General features: G+C 64.0%; 10 protein-coding genes. 4 read left to right on the forward strand and 6 right to left on the reverse strand.

Features of this window, described 5'->3' with window-relative positions:
- Positions 1 to 137 precede the first annotated feature (137 nt).
- Complete coding sequence (locus ACAX43_RS17915) at positions 138 to 1025, forward strand: crotonase/enoyl-CoA hydratase family protein (RefSeq protein WP_370709759.1); 888 nt, start codon at positions 138 to 140, stop codon at positions 1023 to 1025.
- Positions 1026 to 1124: 99 nt separating this feature from the next.
- Here ACAX43_RS17915 and pdeR read toward each other — a convergent pair whose 3' ends face one another.
- From pdeR to ACAX43_RS17935, 4 genes are all read right to left on the reverse strand, one after another.
- Positions 1125 to 3128 carry a cyclic di-GMP phosphodiesterase gene (pdeR, locus tag ACAX43_RS17920; protein ID WP_370709760.1) on the reverse strand — a complete coding sequence of 668 codons (2004 nt, stop codon included), beginning with the start codon at positions 3126 to 3128 and terminating at the stop codon, positions 1125 to 1127.
- Positions 3129 to 3508: 380 nt separating this feature from the next.
- Entirely contained in the window at positions 3509 to 4879 is a 1371-nt protein-coding gene (locus tag ACAX43_RS17925) for a hypothetical protein (protein WP_370709761.1), read from the reverse strand.
- 221 nt (positions 4880 to 5100) lie between these two features.
- On the reverse strand, positions 5101 to 9723 hold the full coding sequence (locus ACAX43_RS17930; protein WP_370709762.1) for a DEAD/DEAH box helicase: 4623 nt from the start codon (positions 9721 to 9723) through the stop codon (positions 5101 to 5103).
- Between the two features lie 181 nt (positions 9724 to 9904).
- On the reverse strand, positions 9905 to 13258 hold the full coding sequence (locus tag ACAX43_RS17935) for an autotransporter outer membrane beta-barrel domain-containing protein (protein WP_370709763.1): 3354 nt from the start codon (positions 13256 to 13258) through the stop codon (positions 9905 to 9907).
- A gap of 168 nt (positions 13259 to 13426) precedes the next feature.
- On the opposite strand from ACAX43_RS17935, the gene ACAX43_RS17940 reads away from it, so the two are divergent.
- A complete protein-coding gene (locus tag ACAX43_RS17940; protein ID WP_370709764.1) occupies positions 13427 to 14476 on the forward strand; it encodes an aldo/keto reductase in 1050 nt (349 codons plus the stop codon).
- Between the two features lie 185 nt (positions 14477 to 14661).
- Here the strand turns inward: ACAX43_RS17940 and ACAX43_RS17945 are convergent, their stop codons facing one another.
- Positions 14662 to 15981, reverse strand: coding sequence for a cation:proton antiporter (locus ACAX43_RS17945; protein ID WP_370709765.1), 1320 nt, complete (start codon positions 15979 to 15981; stop codon positions 14662 to 14664).
- Between the two features lie 75 nt (positions 15982 to 16056).
- Positions 16057 to 16467 carry a DUF3175 domain-containing protein gene (locus ACAX43_RS17950; RefSeq protein ID WP_370709766.1) on the reverse strand — a complete coding sequence of 137 codons (411 nt, stop codon included), beginning with the start codon at positions 16465 to 16467 and terminating at the stop codon, positions 16057 to 16059.
- 455 nt (positions 16468 to 16922) lie between these two features.
- On the opposite strand from ACAX43_RS17950, the gene ACAX43_RS17955 reads away from it, so the two are divergent.
- Positions 16923 to 17219 carry a hypothetical protein gene (locus ACAX43_RS17955; protein WP_370709767.1) on the forward strand — a complete coding sequence of 99 codons (297 nt, stop codon included), beginning with the start codon at positions 16923 to 16925 and terminating at the stop codon, positions 17217 to 17219.
- Between the two features lie 83 nt (positions 17220 to 17302).
- A complete protein-coding gene (locus ACAX43_RS17960; RefSeq protein ID WP_370709768.1) occupies positions 17303 to 17554 on the forward strand; it encodes a hypothetical protein in 252 nt (83 codons plus the stop codon).
- Positions 17555 to 17560 lie beyond the last annotated feature (6 nt).

Here is a 17560-nt window from a genome sequence, read left to right on the forward strand (position 1 = left end):
TCCTGCCAGAGCGCCGCCTGGGCGGCACTCCGCGCGTCTTGCATTCATCTGTTGGTTACCCCGCTCCCATCTGTTTCCGGTCTGCTTTAGGCTCGCACTGCAAGGCCAGTGTTTAACACCTTAAAAGGACCGTTCAAATGAATCTGCATAACCACCCCGCCTGCCGCCCGTTCCTCGAAGCCGGCAATTTGTCGCAAGTCTCCGCTTACTACGAAGAAGGCCGCAACATTATGTGGATGATGCTGCGGGCGCAGCCGCGTCCCTGTTTCAATCTCGAACTGGTGCACGACATTCTGGGTCTCGCGCAGGCAGCACGAGAGTCCGGCCTGCCGATCGACTTCTGGGTGACCGGCTCGTTGATTCCGACCATGTTCAACGTCGGAGGCGACCTCGATTTCTTCGCGGACACGATCCGCTCGGGCAAGCGTCAGGCATTGACGGCATACGCGCGAGCCTGCGTCGATTGTGTGCATGCAGCGTCGCGCGGCTTCGATACGGGGGCGATTTCGATCGCGATGGTGGAGGGCACGGCGCTTGGAGGCGGGTTCGAGGCAGCGCTCGCGCACCATTTCCTGCTGGCGCAGAACGACGCGCGCATGGGTTTTCCGGAGATCGCGTTCAATCTGTTCCCGGGCATGGGGGGGTATTCGCTGGTCGCGCGCAAGGCGGGCATGCGTCTGGCCGAGGAGTTGATCGGCATGGGCGAATCGCACACGGCGGAGTGGCACTTCGGCAAGGGTCTGGTCGACCAGGTGTTCGAGCCAGGTGACGCCTACATGGCCACGCGTACCTTCATCGATACGCTCAAGCCGAAGATGAACGGGATCCGCGCGATGTTGCGGGCCCGCCAGCGCGTGCTGCAGGTCTCGCGTGCCGAGTTGATGGAAATTACCGAGGATTGGGTGGACGCTGCCTTTACGATCGAGGAGAAGGACCTCGCCTTCATGGAGCGGCTGGTGATGCTGCAAAACCGCCGTACTTCGAACCTGCGCCAGACGGTCTCCAGCGCGGCCAATTTCGCCTGAATCGATCCGAGTTCCGACGACATCAGCCGCGACGGGCACCCCCGAGGGAATTTCCTTCGGGGCGCCCCCCAAGGGGACTTCCTTCGGGCGCGCGGAAGCTCAGGCAATCAGTCTGAGCTTCTGTCTATCCTGCAACCAGCGTTCGAATTCCGCGGCCGGCATCGCCTGACCGTACAGGAACCCCTGCACGTAGTCGACGCCCAGCCCCTTCATGAACTGCTCTTCCGATTCGGTTTCGATGCCCTCGGCGACCACCTTGAAATCCAGTTCCTGCGCGACCGCCACCATGGAGCGCACCAGGGCTTGGGCTTTGGTGTCGGCATTGATGGAGCGTACGAAACTGCGATCGAGCTTGATGACGTCGAGCGGAATGCGGCCCAATTGCGACAGTGACGAGTAGCCGGTGCCGAAGTCGTCCAGATGGACTTGTGCGCCGAGCTGGCGGAACTGTTTGATCAGATCGATCGCAGCTGCTTCGTCCTCGATCAGGCAGCTCTCGGTGAGTTCCAGGTCGATCAGGCACGGGTCGAGACCGGCGTGCTGCAGCGCCTCGCTGAAATGCCGCACCACCGCCGTATCGACGAGTTGCCGCGCCGAGAGGTTGATCGCGATGCGCAGGTTGTAGCCTTCAGCCTTCCATTTGGCGGCCTGCTTCGCGGCCGTTTCCATGACCCAGCGGCCAAGCACGCCGATCAGCCCGGACTCCTCCGCATAGCGGATGAACTCGGCCGGCATGATCTGCCCGCGCTCCGGCGAATTCCACCGCACCAGGGCCTCCACGCCTTGCACCGAGCCGTTGGAGAGTACTAGCTTGGGTTGGTAGTGCAGCGTCAACTGGCCCTCTTCAAGGCCGCGCCGCAGGTTGGTGTCGAGCCACATGTACTCGGCGACCTTGCGGTTCATTTCGGGCGAGAACACCCGATAGGTGCGCTTGCCTTCGTCTTTGGCGACATACATGGCCGTGTCCGCCGAACGGATCAGCGATTCGAGGCCGTCGCCGTGTTCCGGATACAGCGCGATGCCGATCGAGCAGCCGGTGTACACCTCGACGAGCCCCAGGCTGAACGGCGTGCGCAGGCGTTCGAGAATGCGCTGCGCGGTGGCTTCGAGATCGTGGGCGGTGCCTTTGGCCGCGAGCACGATGAACTCGTCGCCGCCGAGGCGCGCAAGCGCGTCGTCTTCGTTCAGGCAGGTGCGGATGGCCGCCGACACATCGCGGATCAGCCGGTCGCCGAACACGTGGCCGTAGTGGTCGTTGACCTTCTTGAAGTTGTCGAGATCGAGGAACAGCACGCCGACCGATTCGGCCGGGCCGGCTTCTTCGATCGCGGTGCGGATCTTGTCCTGGATCGCATTGCGGTTGGCGAGGCCGGTGAGCGAATCGGTGTTCGCCAGTTCGGTGAGCCGTTCCTGCGCGAGCCGTTCCTCGGTGATGTCGGTGCCCGAGCAGATCAGAAACTGTTCTTCGACGCCGCTGCCGCTGTGAACGAATTTATTGCGAAACAGAAAGAGCCGTTCGCCGTGGATGGTTTTCACGCGCCGCTCGACTTCGTATGAGACGCCGCGGTTGAAGAAACCCGTGATGTTCTGGCTCGACGCCGCGCCGGATTCGGTGGTCATGAACAGCGCCCACACATTGCGGCCGACGATGTCTTCTTCCTTGACGCCGGTGAGTTCCTCGGCGAGACGGTTGAAGCGCTGTATACGGCCGTGCCTGTCGACGATCACCACGACCGAATTGACTTCGGAAACGACCTGCTCCGCGAAAGAGAGGCCGTGGACCAGATCGCGGGCGACGGATTCCGTGTCGTCGAAGGCCGAAGCGGTGCCTGCCCAGGTATTGCTGGCGAGTTTTTTACCGACGAGGTGCAGGCGCAGCGGTTCGCCGAACAGCCGCACGTCGAGGACGAGGTGAGCGGTGACGCCGGTGAGGCACCGGATTTGAGAGGCCTGCTGAGGATTCAGCGGAATGGCGACATTAGCCGGCACGTCACCGGTAACGGGCGTGAGTTCCAGTGCGTTGCTGTCGTTCGACAAACGCCAGCAAGGGCTGCTTGTGCCGAACTGGGCAAAAAGCACCTGGTCGTGTTGGTCGTCGTTCATGAGATCCCCGGGCGGTGTGTGCCGATGAGACGCCTTGAAGGCGGGTGGGCGGCAGACAGTGTCTTCATCATACTTAAAGACTGGCCTCATTGTAGCGAAGCGGCTGGCGTTCCGGCTTATAAACATTAACGGTTGGGCAGGCCGCCGGCTTTAGTCTTTAGCTGGGAACCCACACTGGCGCGTGGTATGCCGGTTGTTTCGCCTTGCGGGCAGCGGGTTGGGGGGCGTTCGATACGGGCACAAGCGTGCTTTTTCGCTTTTGCCGGAGGGAGGCGCGCTTCGTCCTCGTCCTTGGGGACTACACAGCGCCCGGGGTAGTTGGAAGCGCCAGGCTGCGATGCCGGCGCTTCCATCTCCCCAGTACGTTTTACGTCTGATGTTTACGGCGCCACGCCAAGCGTGCCGTCCGGGTTGATGTTCTGCGCTCGCACTGTGTAGTCATCGCTCGTCCATGCAAACGCGCCGTAGCCTGTTGTGCTGAGCGCTCCAACAGCGTTGTCAGTCGTGTTGGTGGCAGACGTTTTGATGTCCACTACCGGGTTTTGCCAGACCTGCGCGCCGCTCGGATCCAGCATGGAAACACGCAACGGTTGTGGCAAAAAGGCCGCTTGTGGCGGTTGTTGTATCCACGCGGCCATTACGCCGTCCGTCACGGGCAGCATGGCGACCGGCGCCATGAGGGCAAGCGGCTCATACGCCGCCAGCACAACGCCGGTCTCGTCCCACAGCCGCGCGCCGGCATTATCGATGCATTGCGCTCGCACGCCGGAAATGCCGGTGTAATTGGCATTCCACGCGATATAGAGCCTGCCGCTGCGTGGCTCGAACCCGAAGCGCGCAGCCGAAGCATCGCTCGAATTCCCCGATACCAGCACGCCGTTCGGGGCGTACACGGGCAGACCGGTCGAATTCACGTGTTGTACGTAAATCCGTTGAATCGTGTCGATGAGCGGATAACCAAACACAGCCCCGCCCGCACCGTCCGGAATCAGGGTGGGCACTTCGCCCATCGGCAATGTCACGGCGGTGGCAACGCTGCTGTCGACCACCGTGACCGGTGTGTCGCCCCAAAGATTGGCGCCGTCCGCAGCCGCGAGCTTTTGCGCGAGCACGCTGTGGTATGTACCGGTCATTTTGTCGATGGCGTGAACAAAAGCGTAGATTACCGAACCGTCGTCGGACGCGACGATGTTCGTGGGCGTGAGGTTTGCATCTGGTGTATCGCGCGCCACGTTCGTCGACCACAACTGATTGCCCGCCGAGTCGAGCTTCGTCATGCGGATCAGGTCTTCCTGTTCGACTTTTCCCCAGATAAACACCGCTCCCCGATCGCTTGTACCGCAACAGAGCACGACGGAAACCACCTCGTCCGGCGGCGACAGCGTGATACCAGCCGCGCCCCACAACAATTCACCCGTGGGCGAAACCTTGAACGCGAGTACCGGACCGCCCGGCGCGTGAAGCGCTGCAATGCCGGAGTCGATGCCGATAATCGCGTTGCCGTCCGAATCGATGCTCAAACCATACCCGATGGTGCTGTGGACGTCGCGCTGATAAATCAGCTTGCCGTTGCGTTCCCACATTGCGTTGCCGTTCACGTCGAGCCGCTGAAGGTATAACGAGTACCCTTTGGCGCCGTCGAGCCAACTGACATAGAAGCCTCCGTCGGGCGTAGGACAGATCAATGTCGCGGTGACATCGGCGGTCGATTGCGACAGAATGAGATTTTGCGATGCATCACTGGACCACATTTTCTACTCCTTCGAATGCGCCGGCGCGTCGCGTCCTCGCCAGCCGTGTGGACTGCGATAAAGAGGCGTTATCGGTTTGGCGAGTAGCTAGTCGAAGGGGATCACGACGTTATTCCTGACGTCGCGTTGATTTTGCTACTCGGAGACGAGTTTCGCAGAAAGGCGAATGATTTGGCATCCTGAATAGCCTCGTGAGGCGCGTCAAATTGGCACACGGCGCGTCAGTAGCGCCGCGCGAGCCGCAGGCGGGCTTGTGCCTTTGCCTCGGCGTCGGTATCGGCACCGAGCGCCGGCAGAAAATTGAATTCTCCCGCCACCAGCGCGGCGACCAGAATGCCGTCGCGAAACAGCAGGCGATTGCCCGCCACCGCCGGTATCTTGTCACCAGTCAGCAAAGTGCCGGCGAGATTGAGCGGATCGGTTGCCGATACGCACACCCAGGCACCATCGTTCGCATGCCGGCGCACGTCGCGCAGCAAAGGAATAGCCTCGGGCAGCGCGAATTGTTCTCCCGCGAGACCGTTGACGAAGCGCCCGCCCCGGACCTGGCCGCGCGCCTCGAGCCGCTGGAAGACCCGCAACAGATCGCGCCATGGCGGCAGCCATTCCGCTTCGCGTTCGAGCAGACGCCAGAACACGACGCCATAGCGGCGCAGCAGCGTCATCGCGATGTGTTCGAGTATCTCGGGGGCGAGCGGTACACGCCGTCCATTGGCGGCTAACGCAGGCTTGCCGCTGTTTTCGCGGCCATCGCCGTCGCCCTTTTCGGAGCCAGCTTTCTCAGGCCGTTTGATGAGTGCCCAGCGTCCTGCGTCGTCCATCCCGCCAATCAATGCGCTCGACCTGACGCGCCGGCTGCTGGAAAAGGCACTGCGTTTGGCCACCGGTTTCAACAAGGCCCGCAAGCCCGCGAAACTGTCGGAATTCACGAGGCCGGCGGCCACCAGTTCGCCCAGCGCGCTCTCCAGTTCCATACGCAAGCCGCTCACCTCGGCCAGCAACTCGTCGAAGAACATCGCGCCATGTTGCGACAAGGTGTCGTACACGCTCTGCGCGCGAGCCGAGAGCTCGGGTTGTTTCGCTGGGTCGATCAGCGCACTCCATACGCGCACCTGCGCCCGTGGCAGCAGCACGATCGGCGTGCTGCGCACCGGTCCCGCCGCGCCACGAGCCCGCTCGGTCAGCCGGGTCCACACGATCTTGCCGGCACGGCATAGTTCGTCGAGCGACGTGTTCGAATACGCCTTCACGCGCGCGGGCAGAATGTCTTCCTCCCATGCGCCTGCCGCCGCCTGGAAGCCCTCCATCTGTTCGAGTACCGCCGCCAGCGCATCGCGTCCTTCGCTGCGCGTGTCCGGCGTCAAATGCTGCCACTCGAACAGAAAACGCATGAAGTCGTGCCGTTCCACCGGCTCTATCTCGCGCCGCAAACGCTTCACGGTGTAGCGGTGAATCCGCGCAAGCAAATGACGCTCGCACCATTCTTCTTCGGTCGAGCCCGGCGAGAAGCGGCCGCGCATCACATAGCCTTCCGCTTCGAGACGGGTCAGAGCCTGTTCGACCGAGGCGGCGGCCAAGCTCAGCGCCTGTGCGATCGCGCGTACCGGCAGCGGGCCGAAGCCGGTCAGCCGGGCGCGCAGCACGTCGAGCAGTGCGTCGTCGGCGCTCCAGGTGTCGGCGTAACCCTTCGGGGCGGTGAGCGGCGGTTCGAACGGGGCGTCGGGGTAGAGCGCCTGGAAACTGGTCACACGTTCGGCGGGCAGCCACAGTGCGTCGTCGTCTGCGATCTGAAGGCGGGTCGCGCGGCCGGATTCGGCGAGCGATGCGAGCCATTCAGGCCAGCCTTCGTTGTCGCGCGCTTCGGCCTCGGTGATGCAGGCGAGGCCCGTCAGCGCTTCGTGCATTTCGTCGGTGCCGCGCGCCTGCGGCCATGCCTCGTCGCGCACGCTGTCGATTGCGTCGGCATCGAGCGCGCCGAGGTCGTCGGCGCTGGAGGGATCGGTCCAGCGCCGGTTCAGCACGGCTTGCGTGCGGCGTTCTTCGATCGGTGCGTCGTCGAGATAGGCGTAAGGCTTTGCGTTGAGGATTTCGGCGGCAAGCGGCGAAGGTGCGGGCAGGTCGCGGGCGATCAGTTGCACGTCGCCCTGTTCGATACGACGCAGCAAGGCAACCCAGCGTTCGCTGTCCATCGCCTCGTGCAGGCAATCGTCGACAGTTTGATCCACTAACGGATGATGCGGCAGTTCGCGCTCGCCGACGATGTTCTCGAGACACGCGGCCTGCTCGGGAAACACGCTCGCCAGCAAATCTTCGCTACGCATGCGCTGCAATTGCGGCGGGGTCTTGCGCCCGCCGGTGTAGCGCGGCAGCCCAAGCGAAGTGGTCGCATTCCAGCGCCAGCGCACGCCGAAGAGCGGCGCATCGAGCACTGCCTGAATCAGCAGACGTTCGGCGCTGTTCGAATGCAGATAACGCCACACTTCGTCGAGCACGAACGAATGGCTGCCGGTCAGCGACAGCACGATCGCGTCTTCGGTGGCGGCGGCCTGCAGTTCGTAGTTGAAGGTTCGGCAAAAACGCTTGCGCAACGCGAGGCCCCACGCGCGGTTCACGCGGCTGCCAAACGGTGCATGGATCACGAGTTGCGTGCCGCCGGATTCGTCGAAGAAACGCTCCATCACGAGCGTGTTCTGCGTCGGCAGGACGCTGAGGGCGGCGCGGGCGCGCGCGAGATAGTCGACGATCTGGCGGCCGGCGGCTTCGTCGAGATGGAGGGTGTCGATGAGCCAGTCGATTGCGCGCTGGATGCGCACGGTCATGACTTCGGAATCGGTCATGATTTCTGCTGCAGGCACTTCGGCGACAGTCGATGATGCCGCGCTCCGTGCGGCGCGCGATTTGGCCACCGCAGGTAATGCTGCCGGTTTGGATTTGCCTCGCGGCGACGGCGGCATGCTGAGCGAAACGACCGCATCCGCATCTTTCCCGTCGAGCAGGCGTCCAATCTGCTCACGCAAGCGCGCGACGCCGAACGACAGTTCATCGCTGCGCCCCGGTGCTTCGCCGAGCCAGAACGGAATATTCGGCGGTTGCCCTTGCGCGTCTTCGACCCGTACGCGGCCGCTCTCGATCCGCAGAATCCGGTACGACGCATTGCCGAGTTGAAACACATCGCCTGCCAGGCTCTCGACGGCGAAATCCTCGTTAACGGTACCGATATTGATCGCCTGCGGTTCAAGGACCACCGCATAGTCGGCGTTCTCGGGAATCGTGCCGCCCGAGGTCACGGCCACCAGTTTGCCGCCGCGCCGGCCGCGCAAGGTACCGCTGACCACGTCGCGGTGGATATAGGCACCACGCGGACCGTTGCGGCTCGTATAGCCTTCGGCGAGCATGCGCAGCACGGCGTCGTATTGCTCGCGTTCCAGGGCGGCGTAGGGCGCGGCGCGTCGAATCATGTCGAACAACGCGTCTTCGCCCCATTCGGCGCTCGATACTTCGGCGACGATCTGCTGCGCCAGCACGTCGAGCGGCGCGCGTGGAATGCGCAACGCGTCGAGTTCGCCGCGCCGCACGCAATCGAGCAGCGCCGCGCATTCGATCAGATCGTCGCGCGAAGCCGGAAAGAGCCGTCCCTTCGGCATGCCGCCGACATGGTGGCCCGAGCGTCCGACGCGCTGCAGGAAGGGCGCGATCGCGCGCGGCGAACCCATCTGGCAGACGAGATCGACATCCCCGATATCGATGCCCAGTTCCAGCGAAGCCGTGGCGATCAGTACGCGCAGCTCGCCGCGTTTCAGGCGCTGCTCGGCGTCGAAACGATGTTCTTTGGCGAGACTGCCGTGATGCGCGGCGACCACCTCCTTGCCGAGCCGCTCGGTCAGATGACGCGCGGCACGCTCGGCCATGCGGCGCGTATTGACGAAAATCAGCGTGGTGCGATGCATCGCGATCAGTTCCGCGAGACGATCGTAGACGCGCTCCCACACTTCGTTGGGCATGACCGCTTCGAGCGGCACGGGCGGAATCTCCAGCGCGAGATCGCGTTCGCGGATGTGACCCACGTCGATGATCGCGCAGTCCGCGGGCATGCCGCTATCGATGCTCGCACCGCCCACCAGAAAGCGCGCGACCGCACTGACCGGCTTTTGCGTGGCCGACAGCCCGATACGCGGCAAACGCCGTTGACACAGTGTGTCGAGCCGTTCGAGGCTGAGCGTGAGATGGCTGCCGCGCTTGCTGCCGGCAAGCGCATGAATTTCATCGACGATCACCGTGCGCACCGTCGACAGCATGCGGCGGCCGGAATCGGAGCCGAGCAGCACGTAAAGCGACTCCGGCGTGGTCACGAGAATATGCGGTGCGCGTTTTTTCAACGCGTTGCGTTCCTGCTGTGTGGTGTCGCCGGTACGCACGGCGGTGCGTATATCGAGCGGTGGCAGGCCGCGTGCTTCGAGTTCTGCTGCGATGCCTTGCAACGGCAGTTGCAGATTGAGGCGGATGTCGTTCGAGAGCGCCTTCAGCGGCGAGACGTAGACCACCAGGGTTTCGTCGGGCAAAACACCGCCGTGGGCGAGGCCTTGCTGGACGAGTTCGTCGAGCGCCGACAGGAACGCGGTGAGTGTCTTGCCCGAACCGGTGGGCGCGGCCACCAGGGTCGAGCGGCCACGGCGAATCGGCGGCCAGGCGGCCACCTGGGCATCCGTGGCGGCGGGAAAGGTTTTAAGGAACCAGCCGGCGACCGCGGGATGGAAGTCATCCAGCGCGGCGGCCGTGAATGGACCTGAAACCGAAGAACCAGAAGCCGCGCCCAGGGCGGCTGCGGAAGTCGAGGCCGAAGTCATGCTTGCGTAGATGGGGGCGCGACGTGCCATATCCAGAGGGCGGCGCAAGCCGGCCTGTTGCGAGGATCAGCAATCAGTCTGGCAGGTTTTCACGGGCTGTGCCGAGGGTTGCGCATTGAAGTTTGCGCAACCCTCGGTGGCAATTTTTGCCGGCGCGGCGCGCAGCCCGCGGTGCAGGAAACTACCAGACCCACCGCACGCCTGCGTCGCCCGTTACCGTTCTCTGATGCGCGCCGCCCAGATTCGTGACCCAGCCGAGCGTCGCAAACACACTGCCGGCCGCGCTGAATTGACCGACCACGCCCGCGCCGAATTGCGCAGCGGTTTGCCCGACGTTGCCGGGAATCACCGTGCCGCCGCCGAAGGTGACTTTATCGTCGGAGCCGAACGAGCGTAGGACGCTGACCCGCAGATAGGGCCGCCATGCCGTCTGGAAAGCATCGAACCGGCCTTGCAGACGCGCGCCGATTCGTCCAACGAAAGTATTGCCGCTGTTGAAGCCGACGCTCGACACGCCGTCGTTGAACTCAGACAGCGCGAGGTGTTGCCACACGAGTTGCGCTTGGGGTTCGAGCGTGAGCCCCGCACCGAGCGGAATCGGCAAGCCGCCTTCGAGCGAGCCGGTCACCGCGTTGCCGTGCGTCGTCGCGCCGATGCCGTCGCGCGAGCGCGGATCGACGGTCAACGAGCTGCCCATCAGCACGGCGTCGGTGTACCAGCCGCTCGGGCCGATATGCGTCCAGTAGCCGCCCAGGCTGTATGCATTGACCGCGAGGTGGCCGACGGCGAGATTGGGCATGCCGAGCGCGAAGCCGTCGACGTCGCCGGTCGCCCGGGCGAAGCCGACGAACAGACCGTAGTGATTGCGCTGGCCGCTCGCGCCGTGATCGGCGTAAAGATCTTGACCGGCCTCGATGCCATAGACCGAGCCGTCGAATTGCGGACTCGCCGCGCCGTCCTGACCCGACACGCTATGCCCGCCCCACACGCGGCCCCATGCGGCAGGCAGTTTGCCGCTGTCGTTCAACAAGGCCTGATCGCCTTGCCGGTCATGAAACGTGTCGATTTGCATCAAGCCGAGTTCACGCGCGACGCCCGGCGCCGCGGCATAGACCGGCACTTCGACGCGATACAGCGGCGTGGCGGCCGAGCCCGCAGGCGGTGCGGCAGGCAAAGGCGGCGTGCCCGCTGCCGCAACCGGCACGCCGGCCACGACTACGGGCAGTTCAGGCTCGCCCGGCGTGCCAGGCGTAGTGTTTGGCTCGCCTGGGATGGTGACAGGTGGTGTAGACGTCACCCCGGGCGGCAGCGGCGCGACCGTATTGCGCAGATACCAATTGTTCTTCGTACCGCTACTCACGCCGCCTTTGGCGAGATAGTAGGAGTACGCCCCGGCCTTCACCGGTGCGGCCAGTGTGAAGGCGCTCGGAGCCGTGGTCGCGCCGTTGGCCGCCTGAATCAGTTGAATACCATCCGCTACCGTTTGCGCGCCCTGGCCGCCGACGTTCGTGACTTGCAGGCGCGTCGAACCGCTGGCCGTTCCGCCGCTCAGCACGAGGCGATCGGAGGCCGCGCCGTCGCCGGCCACGACGGTGTTCAGTCCGATGCTGCCGTTCTGCCCGACATAGTTGCCCGTCACGTTCAGCCGGTTGCCCACGCCCGCATTGGCCGCGCCGCCGATCTGCACGAGCCCGGCATTCACCAGCGAGCCGTTGATCGAGAACGTGCCGTTGCCTTCGCCTGCGCGCGACGGCAAGGCATTCGCCACCGCGAGCGTGCCATAGTTGCTCACCGCGCCGGTTACGCTGCCATAGCCGCCGAGCGTCGCGCCAGAGGCAACGGTCGTGGCGCCGCTACCCGAGAGCGCGGCGTTGGCGTGGGCCGCGTCGCCGATCGCCAGGGTGCCCGCTGCGACGGTGGTTGGGCCGCTATAGGTGCTCACGCCTGTCATCAGCAAGCTGCCGCTGCCGGCTTTCGTCAAGGCGCCGGTTCCGCTCACTGCCTGTGTGAGCGTCGTATCGAACGATTGCGTATCGATCGTGCCGCCACCCGCTGCCAACGTGATCGCGCGCGTGCCGGCCAGGTCGAAGCTCGTATTCAATTGCAGCGTGCCGCTGTTGAACGTGAGCCCGCCCGTGTTCGCGCCGAGCGCATTGTCCGCGCTGACGGCGATCGCGCCTTGATCGATTGTCGTGCCGCCCGAGTAGGTGTTGCCGCTCGCCGCGGACGGCGCGAGCGTCAACACGCCGGCGCCGGTTTTATCGACTGCGCCCGTGCCGCTGATCGATCCCGCGTAGGTGCCCGCATTGTCTTGAGCAAACCGCACGAGCCCGTTGTCGGTCACGGTGGAGGGCAGGTTCTGGGCGTTCGCCTGCAAGGTCGCGCCGTTGTCGACGAGCGCCGTCGCCGTCGAGCCGAGTGTGCCGGTGAGATTGAGCGTGCCGGTCTGTACATGCGCGAGCGTGAAGGTGCCGCTACCGGTCCAGTTCCACAATGCGCCTTGCATCTGCAGGGTCTGAAAGTTGGTAAACGCATTCGACGCTGTGCCCGAGCCTTGCAAGATCACAGTATTCGATCCCGCTCCGCCGTCGGCCGCGCCGTTGATCACGGAGCCGGTTTGCAGAATCAGCGCATCGTTGCCGTTGCCCATCGTGATGGCCGTCCCGATGCCGCTCTGCACCAGCCCCGCGTTGATGATGGTGCTGTTGCCGTTGAGCGTGCGGATGCCGGAACCGTTCTGGCTGATGATGCTGCCGCCCGCGAGGTTCTGGATCGTCGCGAGGAAGCTCGATCCTGCCGTGTTCGAAAACACTGCATCCGAGCCGCTGCCGCTCGCGCTGATCGTGCCGCTGTTGATCAACTGATCGTTATTGCCTTGCAGATAAGCGGTCGGACTGGCCGCGCCCGTGGTGGACAGCGAGCCGCTGTTGTTGATGGTGCCGCTGCCGCCCAGAATGGACGCCGCGCGCGCGTTGCTGCCCGAGGTCGCCACCGTGCCGCTGTTGATCAGCGTGTTGTTCAGTTGGCCGACGTTCGTTTGCCCCCACGCGGCTGTCATGCCGTAAGCGCTCGGGCCGCTGGTGGTGATCGAGCCGCGATTGATCAGCGTGTTGCCGCTGCCGTTGGCGGCCATGCCGTCGTTGAATGCGCCGCTCGTGACGATGATCCCGCCGCTCGCGTTGGTGATCTGATTCGCATTGCCCACGCCGAGCAGGACCGCGCCGCGCGCCGTGCCGGTACCGCCGCCGCCCGTCAGCGTGACGTTGCCGCTGCTGTTGATCGTGCTGTTCTGATTCACGCTGAAAGCGACCGGATTGGCGCTGTGCACGAAACTGCCCGAGGCCGTGTTATCGGCGTTGATCGTCACGCCCGTACTGCCGTTTTGCGCGATGACGGCGGCGAGGCCGCTGCCGGTGCACGTGACTGTCGTATTGCTCGGCGGCGCGGTATTGGTGCACGCAGCCATTGCGGAAGGGGTCAGTGCTTTGGACAACAATACGACGCTGCCCAGGCCGATTCCAAACGTCTTCTTCATGCGCGCGGTCCTTAATGAAGGCATTACATTTTACGAGCGGAATGGTCCGACTTATACACGCCTTACGGCAACTTTCCAAATGGCCGAGCCGCGTCCTGCTGGATCTCGCCAACTGCAGTACTCTCTGTACGTCTTACCCATTCATGAATCCATGACGGAGTTTCAACGATGCGATACAACCAGTTGGGCCGTACCGGTGTGTTTGTTTCAGAGCTATGCCTGGGCACGATGACCTTCGGCGGTGGCGAGGGCATGTGGAAGCAGATCGGCGATCTGCAACAGGGGGACGCGGAACGGCTGGTCGGCCGGGCGCTCGACGCGGGTGTCAATTTCATCGACACGGCCGACGTCTATGCAGAGGGTGTGTCCGAGCAGATCACGGGCCAGGCGCTGAAGAATCTGAAAGTGCCGCGCGACAAGGTGGTGGTGGCGACCAAGGTATTTGGCCCGACCGCGGATGGGCAGAACGCGCGCGGCGCGTCGCGCTATCACATCATCGACGGGGTCAAGGCGAGTTTGAAGCGTCTGCAACTCGATCACGTCGATCTGTATCAGATCCACGGTTTCGACCCGGCCACGCCGATCGAAGAAACCGTGCGTGCGCTCGACACGCTGGTTCAGCATGGCCATGTGCGCTATGTCGGCGTGTCGAACTGGGCCGCGTGGCAGATCGTGAAGGCGCTGGGCATTTCCGAGCGCCTCGGGCTCGCGCGTTTCGAATCGCTGCAGGCTTATTACACGCTGGCGGGCCGCGACCTCGAACGCGAACTGGTGCCGATGCTGCACAGCGAAGGTCTTGGGCTGATGGTGTGGAGTCCGCTAGCGGGTGGCTTGCTGAGCGGCAAATATGGGCGCGAGCAGCAAGGCGAAGCAGGCAGCCGTCGCACGACGTTCGATTTTCCGCCGGTCAATCGCGAGCGCGCGTATGACTGTATCGACGTGATGCGTGGCATCGCCGAAGCGAAGCGCGTCTCGGTGGCGCAGGTCGCGCTCGCGTGGCTGCTGCATCAACGCGCGGTGACCAGCGTGATCGTCGGTGCAAAGAAAATCGAGCAACTCGACGACAACATCGCGGCCACCAGCGTGACCCTGACCGCCGACGAGCTCGCGAAGCTCGATCAGGTCAGCACGCTGCCGGCTGAATATCCGGGCTGGATGCTGGCACGTCAGGGCGAGGCGAGGCGCAAGCAGCTTGAAGAGGTGCGTCATCCGGCATGACGGTATGCAGCGCGCGGCCGATTGCGAACGCGAGACTGGCGGCGCTCGCCCGTGCTGCCCGTCTTGAATCGTCGGGTGAGGTCATCGAATGGGGCGGCCTGTTGCAGCATGACGGTCGCATTCCAGCGACTCCAATTCGCGATGGTTCGGATGCGCGAGGCATACGCGTGATTCGGCGCGACTCGCTAGCTTTCCCTGGTGCGCAGCCTGTGATACCAGTTCATCAAGGGCGTGGCCGAGACGCCGTGAATCACGACCGAAGCCGCGACGACTGCCAGCACCAGCGGCACCAACGGCTTGACATCAGGCGCCGCGCCATATTCGAGCGCGTAAGCCAGATAGTAAAACGAGCCGATCCCGCGTATGCCGAACCAGCTCATTAAACGCCGCTGCGCAGGCGTCGCGCTCGACCCCAGCAGCGATAACTCCACCGACGCCGGCCGCACGAGCACGAACAGCACGACGCTGAGCGCAACCGTCTGCCAGGTGATAAGCGGCACCTGTAGCGTGGCGAGCACATTGCCGACCATCGCCATGACCGCCACTTCGGCGATGCGTTCGAGCTCGATCGTGAAACCGAGCACGGACTCCGTCATATACGCGTGCGCTTTGCTGGGATCCGCCGCTGTCGCGTCGACGTCCTCCGAATCGACCGTGCCGATCGCTTTGCGAGCGGACTTGCCGCCGCTCGCGCGATGCTCGACGCGGCGCATCGCGACGCCCGCCGCGAACACGGCCAGGAAGCCATACGTGTGCACGAGTTGTGCGGCACCGAACGAGAGTTCGATCAGGCCCAGCGCGAAGAAGCCCTCCAGACCCAACGCCTGCGCATGGCGCGTGCGCAGCCACGCGACCGCATGGGTCGTGGCCCAGCCGAGCACGCCGCCGATCGCGATCGCGCCCGCCACGCCCCACACGATGCTGCCGGCAAGCTTCAACGTCAGCACGTCGCCGGCGTGAGCGGCGGGCGCCGCGCATATCGCGAGGCCCAGCATCGCGAAGGGCAGGGCGATGCCGTCGTTCAGGCCGCCTTCGCCGGAGAGCGCGAAGCGCAGCAGGTCGTGGTCGCCGGGGTTGTGCACCTGGACGTCGTGGGCGAGGACCGGATCGGTGGGCGCCAGGATCGCCGCGAGCAGCAGAGACGGTCCCCAGCCGAGATGCAATCCGTACACGCCGAACAGCGTCAGCAGGGGGATGGTCGCCAGCATGGCGAGGAAGCCGAGGCGCAGCGGCAAGGTCCAGAGCTTTTCGAATACGCCGAGCCGCAAACGCAGGCCGATGGCGAACAGCGAGACCAGCAGCGCGACTTCGGTGATCGTGCGCACCACATGCGCGTCGGCGACGATATCGAGGCGCAACAGGCCGATGCCCGGCGGCCCGAGCGCGTAGCCAATGGCGAGATAGAACATGGCGGCGCTAACGGGCAGCCGCCGCAGCGTCGTCGCCGCCACGCCCATGAATACGAGCACCGCGCCGACGATGAGAAACCACAGTGTTTCGTTCATGAGCATCCGGTGTAGGCCGGCATGTGAACGACGCATGCCCAGCCGGTTGAGGGGCGCGCGGCCGGACGCCTCACCTCAAGGCGCGCGTCCGAATGCTTCACGCAACTTGCGTTTGGCTTGTTGCAAAGTGTCCCGGCGTGTCTTGGGCAGATTCCTGCCGGCGCGATTGATGTAGAAATTCAGCATCGACATCGCCGACCGGAACGGCGTGCCCTTGCGGCGGCGGCTGTGGGTCGAAGACTGCTTCAGCGATTTCGCGATCGACTCCGCGCTGCCAGTTTTAAAAACGTCGTGTTCGATATCCATCGCGTCACTGGTTTCCATCACGTGATGCGACCATTTCTGCGAACGCTTCGCGCCGCTTTGGCTGGCGGCTTTCGCGCGATGCGCCGCGTGCGCCTGCGCGTGCCGCTGGCGCGGTGGACGTCCTGACTTGCCACGAGCAACGGGGCGCTTCGATTTGCGGGCGGTTTTTCTGGTTGCCATGATGCCGGCTCCTTACCTTATCGAGTCGTATTCTCGATGATTTTTGCCTACAGGTTCGTTGTACGGATAACGGAAAGCAACCGGCGTTCCTCCAATTTTTGAAACGGCTGGCGCAGCGGTCTAGGCGGGAGCGGGCGCTGGCTCGCGCGCCGTACGGGAACGGCGCGTAAAGGATACTGACCCGTTTGAAACTATTTCGTCTGCATGAACAAGGAGAACTGATGAATGTGCCGCGGGCATGAGACCTGGTGACCTCGCCACGCGACGACGCGTACGTAAGATCGCAAACGGCGGGAAGCCGTGCGAGGCATAGCCCTTGCTGCGTAATTGAGCAGCAGCGCGAGCAACCGTATTTGCTTCGATCGGCGGTGGCGAACGACATCACGTGACGCCATTGGCCTGACATCCTCACGCTGCGGGCGTGAGGCGCTGCTCATTCAACCAGGGAGACTTCAATGAAATATTCAAAGGCATTGCTGGTATCGGCATTCGTTGTCATGTCAGGCGCCGCGTTCGCGCAAGCGGGCGGCGGCAACGGTAACGGCGGGGGCGGTGGGACAGGGGGCTCCGGTAACGCGCATGGCGCGGCAACTGCCGGCCCGACGGCCGGGGGCGACCCGGTATCGGGTGCGATGAGTTCCGGTGCGCCGAAAATGCATCACATGTCGAAGTCAAAGGCGAAAAAGCCGATGAACGATATGACCAACACCCCGGGTTCGGAGTCAAGCAACGCGACCAAGGGCGGACAATAAGCGCTAACAGGCGCCAATGAGAAACGGTGAGGCCGCGCTCGTCTAAGCGAGGCGGTTTCACCTGACCAATCAGGAGGCAAGTGATGAAACTTCTATCCAGCCAGAGCGTGAGCAAGCAGGCACTGATTGTGACGACGATTGTGTTACTGACTGCGACTGCCGGTTGCAAGCGCGCGAATACCGACAATGCGGGCGCGAGTTCTGCGATGGGCAGCAGCGGTGTGATGAACGGCAACGCGGCTACCGGCAGCACTGCGGATACGAGCAGCGGTGCCGCTGCAGCCGCCGCAGGCACCGCAAGCATGCCGGCCGCGGCGTCTGGCGCGAGTCAGTGAAACCCG

The sequence above is a fragment of the Paraburkholderia sp. IW21 genome (assembly GCF_041321145.1).
In the GTDB taxonomy this organism is placed as follows: Bacteria; Pseudomonadota; Gammaproteobacteria; order Burkholderiales; family Burkholderiaceae; genus Paraburkholderia.

Bases quoted from the DNA above. Each gene is read 5' to 3' on its own strand.
- pdeR (WP_370709760.1), bottom strand. From the start codon at position 3,128: ATGAACGACGACCAACACGACCAGGTGCTTTTTGCCCAGTTCGGCACA.
- ACAX43_RS17945 (WP_370709765.1), bottom strand. From the start codon at position 15,981: ATGAACGAAACACTGTGGTTTCTCATCGTCGGCGCGGTGCTCGTATTC.
- ACAX43_RS17915 (WP_370709759.1), top strand. From the start codon at position 138: ATGAATCTGCATAACCACCCCGCCTGCCGCCCGTTCCTCGAAGCCGGC.
- ACAX43_RS17935 (WP_370709763.1), bottom strand. From the start codon at position 13,258: ATGAAGAAGACGTTTGGAATCGGCCTGGGCAGCGTCGTATTGTTGTCC.
- ACAX43_RS17925 (WP_370709761.1), bottom strand. From the start codon at position 4,879: ATGTGGTCCAGTGATGCATCGCAAAATCTCATTCTGTCGCAATCGACC.
- ACAX43_RS17940 (WP_370709764.1), top strand. From the start codon at position 13,427: ATGCGATACAACCAGTTGGGCCGTACCGGTGTGTTTGTTTCAGAGCTA.
- ACAX43_RS17955 (WP_370709767.1), top strand. From the start codon at position 16,923: ATGAAATATTCAAAGGCATTGCTGGTATCGGCATTCGTTGTCATGTCA.
- ACAX43_RS17950 (WP_370709766.1), bottom strand. From the start codon at position 16,467: ATGGCAACCAGAAAAACCGCCCGCAAATCGAAGCGCCCCGTTGCTCGT.
- ACAX43_RS17930 (WP_370709762.1), bottom strand. From the start codon at position 9,723: ATGACTTCGGCCTCGACTTCCGCAGCCGCCCTGGGCGCGGCTTCTGGT.
- ACAX43_RS17960 (WP_370709768.1), top strand. From the start codon at position 17,303: ATGAAACTTCTATCCAGCCAGAGCGTGAGCAAGCAGGCACTGATTGTG.